The 13,388-nt window shown below is 68.8% G+C and carries 14 protein-coding genes; 11 read left to right on the top strand and 3 right to left on the bottom strand.

Annotated elements, in window-relative coordinates:
- The first annotated feature begins 32 nt into the window (after positions 1 to 32).
- The 11 genes from QM792_RS05105 to QM792_RS05055 all read left to right on the top strand — a co-directional run bounded on the left by QM792_RS05105 (position 33) and on the right by QM792_RS05055 (position 10,621).
- Positions 33 to 2,078 (top strand): ribonuclease catalytic domain-containing protein, encoded by a 2,046-nt coding sequence (locus tag QM792_RS05105; protein WP_415148193.1) that lies wholly within the window; start codon positions 33 to 35, stop codon positions 2,076 to 2,078.
- A gap of 6 nt (positions 2,079 to 2,084) precedes the next feature.
- Positions 2,085 to 2,951 (top strand): energy transducer TonB, encoded by an 867-nt coding sequence (locus QM792_RS05100; RefSeq protein WP_415148191.1) that lies wholly within the window; start codon positions 2,085 to 2,087, stop codon positions 2,949 to 2,951.
- Positions 2,948 to 3,820: a shikimate dehydrogenase gene (gene aroE, locus QM792_RS05095; RefSeq protein WP_415148190.1), complete on the top strand. Its 873-nt coding sequence runs from the start codon at positions 2,948 to 2,950 to the stop codon at positions 3,818 to 3,820. Before QM792_RS05100 ends, aroE begins: the two co-directional genes overlap by 4 nt.
- A 2-nt stretch (positions 3,821 to 3,822) precedes the next feature.
- Positions 3,823 to 4,593: a transglycosylase domain-containing protein gene (locus QM792_RS05090; RefSeq protein WP_415148188.1), complete on the top strand. Its 771-nt coding sequence runs from the start codon at positions 3,823 to 3,825 to the stop codon at positions 4,591 to 4,593.
- Positions 4,594 to 4,626: 33 nt separating this feature from the next.
- Positions 4,627 to 5,223 (top strand): hypothetical protein, encoded by a 597-nt coding sequence (locus tag QM792_RS05085; protein ID WP_415148187.1) that lies wholly within the window; start codon positions 4,627 to 4,629, stop codon positions 5,221 to 5,223.
- Entirely contained in the window at positions 5,220 to 5,741 is a 522-nt protein-coding gene (locus QM792_RS05080) for a TlpA disulfide reductase family protein (RefSeq protein WP_415148186.1), read from the top strand. The genes QM792_RS05085 and QM792_RS05080 overlap by 4 nt, the downstream gene beginning before the upstream one ends.
- 243 nt (positions 5,742 to 5,984) lie before the next feature.
- The gene (accB, locus tag QM792_RS05075) at positions 5,985 to 6,452 is read left to right on the top strand and encodes an acetyl-CoA carboxylase biotin carboxyl carrier protein (protein ID WP_415148185.1); all 468 of its coding nucleotides are present in this window, start codon (positions 5,985 to 5,987) and stop codon (positions 6,450 to 6,452) included.
- Between the two features lie 11 nt (positions 6,453 to 6,463).
- The gene (accC, locus tag QM792_RS05070; protein WP_415148184.1) at positions 6,464 to 7,813 is read left to right on the top strand and encodes an acetyl-CoA carboxylase biotin carboxylase subunit; all 1,350 of its coding nucleotides are present in this window, start codon (positions 6,464 to 6,466) and stop codon (positions 7,811 to 7,813) included.
- 10 nt (positions 7,814 to 7,823) lie between these two features.
- Positions 7,824 to 8,723: a 50S ribosomal protein L11 methyltransferase gene (gene prmA / locus QM792_RS05065; protein ID WP_415148183.1), complete on the top strand. Its 900-nt coding sequence runs from the start codon at positions 7,824 to 7,826 to the stop codon at positions 8,721 to 8,723.
- Between the two features lie 7 nt (positions 8,724 to 8,730).
- The gene (locus QM792_RS05060; RefSeq protein ID WP_415148181.1) at positions 8,731 to 9,693 is read left to right on the top strand and encodes a zinc-ribbon and DUF3426 domain-containing protein; all 963 of its coding nucleotides are present in this window, start codon (positions 8,731 to 8,733) and stop codon (positions 9,691 to 9,693) included.
- Positions 9,694 to 9,712: 19 nt separating this feature from the next.
- Positions 9,713 to 10,621 carry a carbohydrate kinase family protein gene (locus QM792_RS05055; protein WP_415148179.1) on the top strand — a complete coding sequence of 303 codons (909 nt, stop codon included), beginning with the start codon at positions 9,713 to 9,715 and terminating at the stop codon, positions 10,619 to 10,621.
- Here the strand turns inward: QM792_RS05055 and QM792_RS05050 are convergent.
- The 3 genes from QM792_RS05050 to QM792_RS05040 all read right to left on the bottom strand — a co-directional run bounded on the left by QM792_RS05050 (position 10,566) and on the right by QM792_RS05040 (position 13,185).
- Positions 10,566 to 10,991, bottom strand: coding sequence for a hypothetical protein (locus QM792_RS05050; protein WP_415148177.1), 426 nt, complete (start codon positions 10,989 to 10,991; stop codon positions 10,566 to 10,568). The two genes, QM792_RS05055 and QM792_RS05050, sit on opposite strands and share 56 nt — an antisense overlap.
- Before the next feature lie 714 nt (positions 10,992 to 11,705).
- The gene (locus tag QM792_RS05045) at positions 11,706 to 12,602 is read right to left on the bottom strand and encodes a phosphoribosylaminoimidazolesuccinocarboxamide synthase (RefSeq protein WP_415148175.1); all 897 of its coding nucleotides are present in this window, start codon (positions 12,600 to 12,602) and stop codon (positions 11,706 to 11,708) included.
- Positions 12,603 to 12,732: 130 nt separating this feature from the next.
- Positions 12,733 to 13,185, bottom strand: coding sequence for a histone H1-like DNA-binding protein (locus QM792_RS05040; RefSeq protein WP_415148173.1), 453 nt, complete (start codon positions 13,183 to 13,185; stop codon positions 12,733 to 12,735).
- Positions 13,186 to 13,388 lie beyond the last annotated feature (203 nt).

The raw sequence follows: 13,388 nt of genomic DNA, 5'->3' as shown, positions 1-13,388 counted from the left end.
GGCACTCGGCTTCCGGCGACAATCGCGCCTCTATGTATGCCCTGTTCGAAGACGCCGGCAAGTTCCAGGCCGGCCGCGTGATGACCGAAGCCGACAGCTCGATGCAGATCGAGCTGGAGTCGGGCAAGCGCGTCAAGGTGAAATCGGCCAACGTGCTGCTGAAGTTCGACAAGCCGCAGCCGGCCGAGCTGATCGCCTCGGCGCAGACGCTGGCGCGCGACATCGACCTCGACCTCGCCTGGGAGTTCGCGCCCGAGCAGGAATTCGGCTTCGCCGACCTGGCGCGCGACTACTTCGAGGCCGGCGCCGGCGTCGAGAAGCAGGCCGCCGCGCTGTTCCGCCTGTTCGAGGCGCCGCACTACTTCCGCCGCCTCGGCAAGGGCAACTTCCGCAAGGCGCCCGAAGAAACCGTCAAGGCGGCGCTGCTGGGCATCGAGCGCAAGAAGGCGGTTGCGGCGCAGATCGACGCCTGGGCCGGCGAGATCACGGCCGGCCAGTGCCCGGCGCCGGTGCGCGAGCAGCTCTACAAGATCCTCTTCAAGCCGGACAAGAACGCGCCCGAGTACAAGGCCGTCGTCGAGGCCGCGAAGCGCTCGCAGAAGCCGCCGCTGGAACTGCTGAAGGCCGCCGGCGCGATCGACTCGCCCTACCAGTTCCACTGGAAGCGCTTCCTTTTCGACAACTTTCCCAAGGGCACGGGCTTTCCGGCGCTCGCCGCGCCGCCGGTCAAGGAAGAGCTGCCGCTGGCCAGCGCGCAGGCCTTCTCGATCGACGACTCGCACACCACCGAGATCGACGATGCGCTGTCGGTGCAGGGCCTGGGCACGGGCACGGTGCGCTTCGGCATCCACATCGCCGCGCCGGGCCTGGCCATCGGCGCCGATTCGCCGCTCGACAAGCTGGCGCGCGAGCGGCTGTCCACCGTCTACATGCCGGGCTGGAAGCTGACCATGCTGCCCGACGAGGTGGTACAGGCCTACACGCTGACGGCCGGGCAGGCCTGCCCGGCGGTGTCGATGTACGTGAGCATCGACGAGGCGACGCTGGAGGTGCAGGCGAGCGAGACCCAACTCGAGCGCGTGAGCATCGTCTCCAACCTGCGCCACGACCGGCTCGACGAGGTCATCACCGAGGCCTCGCTGAGCGGCCAGGCGCCGGCCGACTACGAACACGCCGCCGAACTCGCTTTCGCCTTCCGCCTCGCGCGGCACCTGAAGGCGCAGCGCGAGGTCGTGCGCGGCAAGCCCGAGACCTTCAACCGCCCCGACTACACCTTCCGCCTCGCCGGCCATGCCGGCGGCGAGCCGCAGGGCCACGAGCAGGTGCTGATCTCGACGCGCCAGCGCGGCGCGCCGCTCGACCTGATCGTCGCCGAGGCGATGATCCTGGCCAACAGCCGCTGGGGCGGCTGGCTGGCCGAATGCGGCGTGCCCGGCATCTACCGCAGCCAGATGAGCCTGGCGCCCGGCGTGAAGGTGCGCATGGGCGTCAAGCCCGCGCCGCACGCCGGCATGGGCGTGGCGCAGTACACCTGGGCCACCTCGCCGCTGCGCCGCTACGTCGACCTGGTCAACCAGTGGCAGATCATCGCCTGCGCGCGCCACGGCCGCACCGCGGCGCTGGCCGCGCCGTTCAAGCCCAGGGACACGGCGCTGTTCTCGATCATCTCGGCCTTCGACGCCGCCTACGCCGAATACAACGGCTTCCAGTCGGCCATCGAGCGCTACTGGACGCTGCGCCACCTCGAGCAGAACGGCATCGACGAACTCGACGCCGCGGTGATGAAAGACGGCCTGGTGCGCGCCGACACGCTGCCGCTGGTGTTCCGCGCGCTGGGCGCCGAAGGCCTGCCGCGCGGCGCGCGCGTGCGCGTGAAGATCACCGGCACCGACCTGCTGACGCTGGACGTGCACGCCAGCCTCGCCGCGCGGATCGACGACCCGGCGACGACCGCCGACGACGCGCCGGTGGACGAGGCCGAAGCCGAGGAAGCCGCCGAGGCGAGCGGACCGCTGACGCTGGCGATCGACGTGGACGGCGAACCGCCCGCCGAGGCGGCTTCCGCCGAGCCGGGCTGAACCGACATGGCGCTGAAGAAGAAGCTGCGCAAGCTCTCGACGCTGCAGATCGCGCTGCTGTTCTCGGTGGCGGTGCACGCGGCGCTGCTGGGCGTGCGCTTCGTCGACCCGGACCGCTTCAACCGCCTGTTCCAGGACACGCCGCTGGAGGTCATCCTCGTCAACTCACGCTCCGGCGAGGCGCCCTCGGTGGCCACGGCGATCGCGCAGGCCAACCTGCAAGGCGGCGGCGAGGCCGAGCGCGGCCGCGCCACCTCGCCGCTGCCGCCTTCGGCGACGATGGAACTGGGCGACTCCACCGAGGACGCGCGCCGCCAGGTCGAGCAGTTGCAGGAGACGCAGCAGCAGTTGCTGGCGCAGATGCGCCGCGAGCTGGCGCTGCTGCCGCCGCCCGACCCGCAGCGCGACCAGGGCTCGCCGCAGGAGCGCGCGCTGGAGGAGAAGCGTCGCCGCCTGATCGAACTGCTGGCCGAGATCGAGAAGCGCATCAACGAAGAGAACGCGCGGCCGAAGAAGCGCTACATCAGCCCGGCCACGCGCGAGGAGGTCTACGCGCTGTACTACGACCAGCTTCGCCGCAAGATCGAGGAGCGCGGCACGCGCAACTTCCCCGAGCACCAGGGCAGGAAGCTCTACGGCGAGCTGGTGATGAACGTGACGGTGGACGCCGAAGGCCGCGTGCTCGAAACCGAGGTGGTGCGGCCGTCGAGTTCGACGGTGCTCGACCGCCGCGCGGTGGCGATCGTCAGGGCGGCCGCGCCCTTCGGCCCGTTCAGCACGGCGATGCGGGCCAAGGCCGACCAGCTCGTCATCACCTCGCGCTTCAAGTTCACGCGCGACGAGGGGCTGTCCACCACGCTGAGCGCGCAATGAGCGGCGGCACGCCTCCCGACCGCTATGCGCTGGCCGGCAACCCGGTGGCGCACAGCCAGTCGCCCTTCATCCACGCCGAGTTCGCGCGCCAGACCGGGCAGGCGCTGGTCTACGAGCGGCTGCTGTGCCCGCTGGATGGCTTCGCGGACGCCCTCCGCGCCTTCGCCGCCGAGCGTGGCGCCGGCGCGGTGCGCGGCTGCAACGTCACCGTGCCGTTCAAGCTCGAAGCCTTCGCGCTCGCGGCGCGCCGCACGCCGCGCGCCGAACGCGCGCAGGCCGCCAACACGCTGCGCTTCGACGCCGAAGCCGAGGGCGGCTGGCTGGCCGACAACACCGACGGCGTCGGCCTGGTGCGTGACATCGAGGGCAACGCCGGCGTGGCGCTGGCCGGCAGGCGCGTGCTGCTGATCGGCGCCGGCGGCGCGGCGGCCGGCGCGCTCGGGCCGCTGCTCGAAGCGCGGCCGGCGGCGCTGGTGGTGGCCAACCGCACGCTGGCCAGGGCGCAGGAACTGGTGGCGCGCCATGCCGGCCTGGCCGGCGCGGCGGCGCTCGCGGCCCGTCTGCCGCACGAGGCCGGCGGCGGCTTCGACGTGGTGATCAACGCCAGCGCCTCCAGCCTGCACGGCGACGCGGTGCCGGTCGCCGCCGCGGTGCTCGCCCCCGGCGCGCTGGCGCTGGACATGATGTACGGCCCGGCCGCGCAAGGCTTCCTGGCCTGGGCCGAGGCGCACGGCGCACGCGGCCGCGACGGGCTGGGCATGCTGGTCGAGCAGGCCGCCGAGGCCTTCCTCGTGTGGCGCGGCGTGCGGCCCGCGAGCGCGCCGGTGCTCGCCGCGCTGCGCGCGCGGCTGGCGGCGAAGGCGGCCTGACGATGGCTGCGTTGCTGCGCTCGCTGGGCCGCTCGTTCGGGCGCCTGCTCGCGCTGTTCGTGCTGTCGGTGCTCGCCTTGCAGCTCTACTTCGCCGCGCGCATCGCGCTGATGGCGGTGGTCGATCCGCAGTCCACCACCTTCCAGCGCTCCGAGGCGTGGCGGCTCCTGGTCGAGAAGCACCAGATCCTGTGGGCGCAGCAGTGGGTGGACTACGAGCGCATCTCGCCGCACCTGAAGCGCGCGGTGATCGCCTCGGAGGACGCCGACTTCACCGAGCATTCCGGCGTCGACTGGGATGCGATCGAGCGCGCCTGGGAACGCAACCAGCGCGCCGAGGAGCGCGCCCAGCGCCTGAACGCGCGGATCGAGCGCAAGGGAACGAAGGCCGCGCCGCGCGAGGCCAGGGTGGTGGGCGGCTCGACGATCACGCAGCAGCTCGCCAAGAACCTCTTCCTCGGCAGCGAGCGCAGCCTGGCGCGCAAGGGCCAGGAATTTGCCATCACGCTGATGCTCGAGACGCTGCTGGGCAAGCGGCGCATCCTGGAGATCTACCTGAACAGCGTCGAGTGGGGCGAAGGCCTGTTCGGCGCCGAGGCCGCCGCGCGCCACTACTTCCGCGTGCCGGCCGCCTCGCTGGGCGCGGTGCAGGCGGCGCGGCTGGCGGTGATGCTGCCGGCGCCCAAGCGCTTCGAGAAACGGCCGAACTCGGCCTACGTGGTCGGGCGCGCCGGCACCATCGTCGCGCGCATGGGCGCGGTCGACCCGCCCTGACGCGGCGCGGGCGCGCTTCCTAGAATGACGTTCATGGCCGCTACGCTGACCGAGGAGATCGCCGCCGCCGCCGCCCGGCTGGTGGTGGAAGAAGGCATGGAATACGGCCCGGCCAAGCGCAAGGCGGCGCGCGTGCTGGGGCGGCACAGCGTGCGCGCGGCCGAGATGCCGGGCAACGAGGCGGTGGAAGACGAGGTGCGCGCCTACCTGCAACTGTTCTGCGCCGACACCCAGCCGGCCGAGCTGCGCGCGCTGCGCGAGCTGGCCGCGCGGTGGATGGAACGCCTCGCGCCGCTGCGCCCGCACCTGGCCGGCGCGGTGTGGCGCGGCACGGCGACGCGGCTGTCCGACGTGCACCTGCAGCTCTATTGCGACGACCCCAAGCAGGCCGAGATCTTCCTGCTCGACCAGCGCGTGCCCTACGACGTGGGCAGCCGCCCCGGCCCGCGCGGGCAGAGCATCGACGTGCTGACCGTGGCCGACACCGGCCGCGAACGGGGCGCGCCGGTCGGCGTGCACCTGAGCGTGCTCGACCTCGACGACCTGCGCGGCGCGCTGAAGCCCGATGCGCGCGGCCAGACGAACTGCGGCGATCTGGCGGCACTGCGCCGCATGCTGGCGGCGGCATGAAGCGGCGCGAACTCGTGATCGGCAGCGCGGCCGCCTTGACGGCCGCTGCCGCGGGCGTCGGCGTGGCCTGGTGGCGGCTGCACCCGCAGGACGTGCCGCTGCCCGCTGGCTTCTGGGAAAGCCGTTTCGAGCGTCCGGAAGGTGGTGAGTTGGCGCTTGCTGACTATCGCGGCAAGCCGCTGGTGCTGAACTTCTGGGCCACCTGGTGCCCGCCCTGCATCACCGAGCTGCCGCTGCTGGAGCGCTTCCAGCGCGAGCAGCAGCCGCGCGGCTGGTCGGTGCTGGCGCTGGCGGTCGACGGGCCGACGCCGGTGCGCGAGTTCCTGCGCAAGCGCCCGCTGGCGCTGCCGGTCGGCCTGGCGGGACTGGACGGCGTCGAGTTCGGCCGGGCGCTGGGCAATGCGCAAGGCGGGCTGCCGTTCACCGTGGTGCTGGGCAGCGACGGCCGCCTGCGCTCGCGCAAGCTCGGCGCGCTCAAGCCGGCCGAGGTGGAGGCCTGGGCAGCGGCGATCGTGTGACCGTGTGACTTCCGTCGCACTTCTCAAGCACCAAAGCCGCCACTTGTCAATTGCTCGCAAATTGCGTCAAAGCGCGTAAAGTCGCAGTCTTCGTGCGGCGAACCCAGTCTCGGCATCCCCAGGAATCCAGCCTCGAGCGGCGCTGCGCGACATCCTGAATAAACGATCGGACTGCGTCAGATCCAATCAGTAGCCACCTTTTCGGCGCACGATCGCGACTACAAGACAACCGTTGGAGAGCTCATGGACCTTCGCAAGCTCAAGACACTGATCGACCTCGTGTCGGAATCGAACATCTCGGAACTCGAAATCACCGAGGCCGACGGCAAGGTCCGCATCGTCAAGTCGGAGCCTGCGGCGGCCGTCGCGCCGGCCACGGTGATGCATGTGGCGGCGCCCGTCGCCGCGCCGGTGGCCGCCGCTGCGGCCGTTGCCGCGCCGGCACCGGCCGCCGAGGCCGCACCGGCAGCCGAAACCGGCCACGTGATCAAGTCGCCGATGGTCGGAACCTTCTACCGCTCGTCCAGCCCGGGCGGCAAGGCCTTCGTCGAACTCGGCGCCGAGGTCAAGGAGGGCGAGCCGGTCTGCATCATCGAGGCGATGAAGATCATGAACGAGATCGAAGCCGACCAGGCCGGCAAGATCACCAAGATCCTGTGCGAAAACGGCCAGGCGGTCGAATTCGGTCAACCGCTGTTCGTCGTCGAATAGCCAGTCGCCCGATGTTCAAGAAAATCCTCATCGCCAATCGGGGCGAAATCGCGTTGCGCGTCCAGCGCGCCTGCCGCGAGATGGGCATCAAGTCGGTGGTGGTGTATTCCGAGGCCGACCGCGACGCCAAGTACGTCAAGCTGGCCGACGAGGCGGTGTGCATCGGCCCGGCGCCCTCGGCGCAGAGCTACCTCAACATGCCGGCGATCATCTCGACCGCCGAGGTCACCGACGCCGAGGCCATCCACCCCGGCTACGGCTTCCTGTCGGAGAACGCCGACTTCGCCGAGCGCGTCGAACGCAGCGGCTTCGCCTTCATCGGCCCGACGCCCGAGTCGATCCGGCTGATGGGCGACAAGGTCTCGGCCAAGCAGGCGATGATCAAGTCGGGCGTGCCCTGCGTGCCGGGCTCGGAAGGCGCGCTGCCGGAAGACCCGAAGGAGATCATCCGCATCGCGCGCGGCATCGGCTACCCGGTGATCATCAAGGCGGCCGGCGGCGGCGGCGGGCGCGGCATGCGCGTGGTGCACACCGAGGCGGCGCTGATCCACGCCGTGCAGACCACGCGCGGCGAGGCCGGCGCGGCCTTCGGCAACCCGGCCGTGTACATGGAGAAGTTCCTAGAACGGCCGCGCCACGTCGAGATCCAGGTGCTGGCCGACCAGCACAAGAACGCCGTCTGGCTGGGCGAGCGCGACTGCTCGATGCAGCGCCGCCACCAGAAGATCATCGAGGAGGCGCCCGCGCCGGGCATCCCGCGCCGCGTGATCGAGCGCATCGGCGACCGCTGCGCCGCCGCCTGCAAGAAGATCGGCTACCGCGGCGCCGGCACCTTCGAGTTCCTGTACCAGGACGGCGAGTTCTACTTCATCGAGATGAACACGCGCGTGCAGGTGGAGCACCCGGTGACGGAACTGGTGACCGGCATCGACATCGTGCAGATGCAGATCCGCGTCGCCGCCGGCGAGAAGCTGCCCTTCGCGCAGCGCGCCATCCAGATGCGCGGCCATGCGATCGAGTGCCGCATCAACGCCGAGGACGCCTACAAGTTCATCCCCTCGCCCGGACGCATCACCACCTGGCACGCGCCGGGCGGGCCGGGCGTGCGCGTCGACTCGCACGCCTACACCAACTACTTCGTGCCGCCCCACTACGACTCGATGATCGGCAAGATCATCGTGCACGGCGACACGCGCGACCAGGCGCTGGCGCGCATGCGCATCGCGCTGTCGGAGATGGTGGTCGAGGGCATCCAGACCAACATCCCGCTGCACCGCGAGCTGATGGTGGACGCCAAGTTCATCGAGGGCGGCACCAGCATCCACTACCTCGAAGGCTGGATGGCCGAGCACAAGCGCTGAGCACGCCGCGATGATCGAACTGCTGCTGCTCGCGCCCGAGGACGCGGTCGAGCCGGTCACCGATGCGCTGATCGACGAGCTCGGCGCGCTGTCCGCCTCGGTCGAGGACGCGGACGCCGACACCGAGGCCGAGCAGGCGCTGTTCGGCGAGCCGGGCATGGCGGCGCCGGCCGGCGGCTGGAAGCGCTCGCGCATCGTCGCGCTGTTCGACAGCGAACAGGCGGCCACCGAGGCCGGCACGCTGCTGCTCGCGCAGGACTGGGCGAAGGGCCTGGCCCTGGTCTCGATGCGCCCCGTGGAGGAGCAGGACTGGGTGCGGCTCACGCAGTCGCAGTTCGCGCCGGTGGAGATCGCGCCGGGTTTCTGGATCGTGCCGAGCTGGCACGAGGTGCCGGCCGGCGCGCGGCGCGTGATCCGCCTCGACCCCGGCCTCGCCTTCGGCACCGGCACGCACCCGACCACGCGCATGTGCCTGCGCTGGACGGCATTGCAGGCCGCCGCGCTCGCGCCGCGCTGGAGCCGCGTGCTCGACTACGGCTGCGGCTCGGGCATCCTCGCGATCGGCGCGGCGCTGCACGGCGCCACGTCCATCGACGCGGTGGACATCGACCCAGCCGCCGTCGAGGCCACGCGCGCCAACGCGCTGCGCAACGGCGTCACGCTGGTGGCCGGCCTGCCCGAGCGGGCGCAGGGCCGCTACCCGCTGGTGTTCGCCAACATCCTGGCCACGCCGCTGAAGCTGCTCGCGCCGCTGCTGGCCGCGCACGTCGCGCCCGGCGGGCATCTGGTGCTGGCCGGCATCCTGGAGCGCCAGGCCGACGAGCTGACGGCGGCCTACGCCCCCTGGCTCGCGCTGCGGGTGGCCGACCGCGACGAAGGCTGGGTGCTGATGACCGGCGAAATGGCATGATCGCCGCATGAGCCTGGCCACCCGATGCACCTCCTGCGGAACCGTCTTCCGCGTGGTGCAGGACCAGTTGAAGGTCTCGGAAGGCTGGGTGCGCTGCGGCCGCTGCAACGAGGTCTTCAACGCGCTCGAAGGCCTGTTCGACCTGGAGCGCGACTCGCCGCCCGAGTGGTCGGAATCCAAGCAGATGCTGCCCGTGCCGGCACCCGACGAGCACGACCTCGAAGAACTGCCCGACCCCGAACTGGTCGACAAGATCGACGAGCAACTGTTCGGCAGCACCGCGCGCCGCACCGGCTTCGGCGCGCTGACCGGCCTGGGCGCCTCGGACCGCGGCCGCGGCCCGGACTTCGCCGACGCGCGCTTCGACACCGACCTGCCGCTGGACGCGCTCGACGGCGCCGAAGCCGCGCCGGAGCGCACCGTGGCCGCCCGCGAGCCCGCCGCGGAAGCCGACGACGCGCCCGCCTTCGTGCGCGCCGCCGAGCGCGAGGCGCGCTGGCAGTCGTCGGGCACGCGCAAGGCGCTGTTCGCGCTCGCGCTGCTGCTGCTGGGCGCGCTCGCGCTGCAAGGCGCGCACCACTTCCGCGACGCGCTCGCCGCGCGCGTGCCGGCCATCGCGCCGGCGCTCGCCACGTGGTGCGGCTGGGCCGGCTGCACCATCGAGGCGCCGCGCCGCATCGAAGACATCGTGGTCGAGAGCACCGCGCTGGCCAAGACGGCATCAGGCGACGCCTTCCGCTTCAACGTCGTGCTGCGCAACCGCGCGCCGACGGTCGCCGCGCTGCCGTGGATCGAGCTGACGCTGACCGATGCGAGCGGCGAGCTGCTGGCGCGCCGCACGCTCGGCCCGCAGGAACTGCACGCGCCGGCGCGCCAGATCGGCCCGGGCGCGGAGACGACGCTGCAAGCCATGCTCGCCACCGGCGCGCTGCGCGTGACGGGCTACACCGTCGAGATCTTCTACCCCTGAACCCTCTTCCGGAGACACCATGCCGATCCTGGTCTGCGGCTCGCTCGCCTTCGACACCATCACCACCTTTCCCGGGCGTTTCGCCGAGCAGATCCTGCCCGACCAGGTGCACATCCTGAACGTGTCGTTCCTGGTGCCGAGCCTGCGCCGCGAGTTCGGCGGCTGCGCCGGCAACATCGCCTACTCGCTCGCGCAGCTCGGCGCCGAGCCGCTGATCCTGGCCACGCTCGGCAGCGACGGGCAGGACTACCTGGCGCGCATCCGCAACTGGGGCGCCAGCACGGAGTTCGTGCGCGTGATCGAAGACAGCTACACCGCGCAGGCGATCATCATCACGGACCAGGACAACAACCAGATCACCGCCTTCCACCCGGGCGCGATGCAGCAGGCGCACCTCACCGCGGTGCCCAGGCGCAACGACATCGAACTGGCCATCGTCGCGCCCGACGGCCGCGACGCGATGCTCCAGCACGCGCAGCAGCTCGCCGACACCGGCATCCCGTTCATCTTCGACCCCGGCCAGGGCCTGCCGATGTTCAGCGGCGCCGAACTGAAGGACTTCATCGCCAAGGCGAGCTGGGTGGCGTTGAACGACTACGAGGCACGCATGCTGTGCGAGCGCACCGGGCTGACGCTGGAATCGCTCTCGGACTCGCACCTGAAGGGCGTGATCGTGACCCTGGGCGCCGATGGTTGCGATGTGTGGGAGAAGGGAAAGCGCTCGCACGTTCCCGGCGTGAAGGCCGAGTCGGTGGTGGATCCGACGGGGTGTGGGGATGCGTTCAGGGCGGGGGTGTTGTGGGGGCTCAGCAGAGGATGGGATTCAACTGCGAGCGCAGCTCTCGGCAACCGTGTTGGCAGCAGAAAGATCGCTACGTCTGGGGCGCAGAATCACCTTGTTGCGGATCTTCGCAAAGAAATCCTTTGATTCCTAGAAGTAGCTCGTCTGCTAGCGAATCAAATTCTTTCCAATTCTTCCAAGCCTCATCATCGTACCTAGCTCGCATCTCTTCAAGATTGGTCAGTTCGGCACAATCACGGAGTCGCGAATAAAGGACTGCTAGGTCATCTACATGAACAGTTGCATCGACACTCTGCTCTATAGATTCAAGACTCTGAGCGGCATTCTCTAATTTTCCAAGTCTCGCCAAACAGTACGCTCGATCGGCATTGAAGTTGGGAGCCAGGCGACCCAGCCCTTGTTGTCGAACATGTTTCGCATATTCATCCAAAATCGAGAGTGCAACAGAGAAGTCCTCGCTCAGGATAAAGTTCTGCGCTTGGAGCAATGGGGTCATTGCAGGGAAACTAGCGAGCCCAACTAATTCTTCGTAGCTTTGTACTGCCTCGGAACTGGCTCTTAACACGCTGGCTTCAGATGGAGGCACGTCCTCACGTCGAAGTTTCGCATTCCTGTGGTTGTAGACGCGTATCCAAGCCATGTTGTGTACTAGGGCGGCTAGTTCTACGTCATCCCCAACGGAGAGAATTCTTCTTCGCGAGTCTTCGTACCAAGTCAGAGCCTCTTGTGTTCTCCGACAAGTGTGAAGCACAAGTGCCACCACCATCGTAGCTCTAGGTGTTAGCGATCCACTTTCTGGATTCGATCGACGATATTCAAGGCATCGACCCAACTCCTTCGCCATAGACTCGAATCGACCGGTGGTGTAGTGCAGAAATGCCATCCACCCAGCGACAGTGGTCAGTATGTCAACGCAATCCTCCGCGGAAGCAATCGCAGTTGCTCTACGCCACTTGACAAGCGCATCCTCATCAAGCCCCGCGCAGTGACTCAAGAGGCCCTCAACAAAGTTCAGCTTTGCGAGAACACGGGAGCTGCTGAGTGGTCTTTCTTGTGAGCGAACGCTGCTCGTGATCGCCTCAGCTTCTTGGCTGAATCCCTTTCTTGCTAAATACCCAGCAGCATCCAAGTCCAGCAGAGTCACCTCGATCGGTGAACTCAAAGACACGCGCTTGGCTTCAAGGGATGTGATGTATCTTGACTTCACGGCTCAGCCCTCGATTCTTTTCAGTGCGTCTCCATATTTCGATGCAGTCTTTTCGACGATTGCAGGGTCCAACGTCGGCGCCGGCGCTGTCTTCCCCCAAGGCTTGCCGTCGATGCGCACGCTCTCCAGCCAGTCGCGCACGAACTGCTTGTCGTAGCTCGGCGGGTTGCCACCTTCGGCATACCCCTCCACCGGCCAGAAGCGCGACGAGTCCGGCGTCAGCACCTCGTCCATCAGCGTCAGCGTGCCGTCCTTGTCGAGTCCGAACTCGAACTTGGTGTCGGCGATGATGATGCCGCGCTCCAGGGCATAGTCGGCCGCCTCCTTGTAGAGGCGAAGGGAGACGTCGCGCACCTTGGCGGCCAGTTCGGCACCGACGATGGCTTCCATGCGCTCGAAGCTGATGTTCTCGTCGTGAGCGCCGAGTTCCGCCTTGGTGGCCGGCGTGAAGATGGGCTCGGGCAGCTTGCTCGCGTTCTTCAGCCCCGACGGCAGCGCGACGCCGCACACCGACTGGCTTTCCTGGTATTCCTTCCAGCCGCTGCCGGCCAGGTAGCCGCGCACCACGGCCTCCACCGGCAGCGGCGCGAGCCGCTTGACGAGCATCGAGCGGCCACACACCTGTTCGCGCTCGTCGGGCGCCACCACGCTCTGCGGATCCTCGCCGGTCAGGTGGTTGGGCACGATGTGACCCAGCTTCGCGAACCAGAACAGCGCCATTTTTGTCAGCGTCTCGCCCTTGCCGGGGATGGGCTCGTCCATCACGACGTCGAAGGCGCTGAGGCGGTCGCTGGCCACCATCAGCAGCCGGTCTTCGCCGACCGCATAGTTGTCGCGCACCTTGCCGCGCGCGAGCAGGGGCAGCGAATGCAGGGAGCTTTGATAGAGGGCGGCGGTCATGGCGGTCCTTGATTCGCGCGATCGGCAGGAAGCGGAGAGGGACGATTCTACGAACCGCGCGTACACGAGCGCGCAAGAAAAATGGGGCCCCGTCTCCGGGGCCCCATCGTCAGGCACGAAGCCGTTTCTCTCAGGGCTTGTTGCCCGTCGGGAACGGCCAAGCGGCCTGCGGGCTCAGCGCGGTCTTCGCAGGAGGAGCCGCAGCGGGAGCAGGCGCAGCGGCCTTCTTCGCCGCAGGCTTCTTCGCAGCCTTCTTGGCCGCAGGCTTTTTCGCCGCAGGCTTCTTGGCAGCGGCCTTCTTCGCCGGCGCCTTCTTGGCAGCCGCCTTCTTGGCCGGGGCCTTCTTCGCAGCGGCCTTCTTGGCGGGCGCCTTCTTGGCCGGAGCCTTCTTCGCCGGAGCCTTCTTGGCCGCCGGCTTCTTCGCTGCCGCCTTCTTGGCCGGAGCCTTCTTCGCGGCGGCCTTCTTCGCCGGAGCCTTCTTCGCGGCCGGCTTCTTCGCTGCCGCCTTCTTGGCCGGAGCCTTCTTCGCGGCGGCCTTCTTCGCCGGGGCCTTCTTGGCCGCAGCCTTCTTCGCAGTTGCCATCACATTTCTCCTTGATCAAGTTGAAAACAAACCGCAGCGGCCGGCACGAAGGCCGCCTCGCTGCAGCTATTCACCGTCCGGGACTTGTCCAGGAGGGACGCCCCGATCCGATGAATCCTTGCGCAGTCGCGTCGCTGCTTCTTCGGCAGTCATTCGCGGCTCGCGACTCTTGATCTCTCTCGCACACTGACCTGAGCGGCTGC

The organism is Piscinibacter sp. (assembly GCF_047600445.1).
Classification (GTDB): domain Bacteria; phylum Pseudomonadota; class Gammaproteobacteria; order Burkholderiales; family Burkholderiaceae_C; genus Piscinibacter.
Note: the sequence above shows the minus strand (reverse complement) of the source record. Positions and strands in the feature narration are given on the sequence as shown.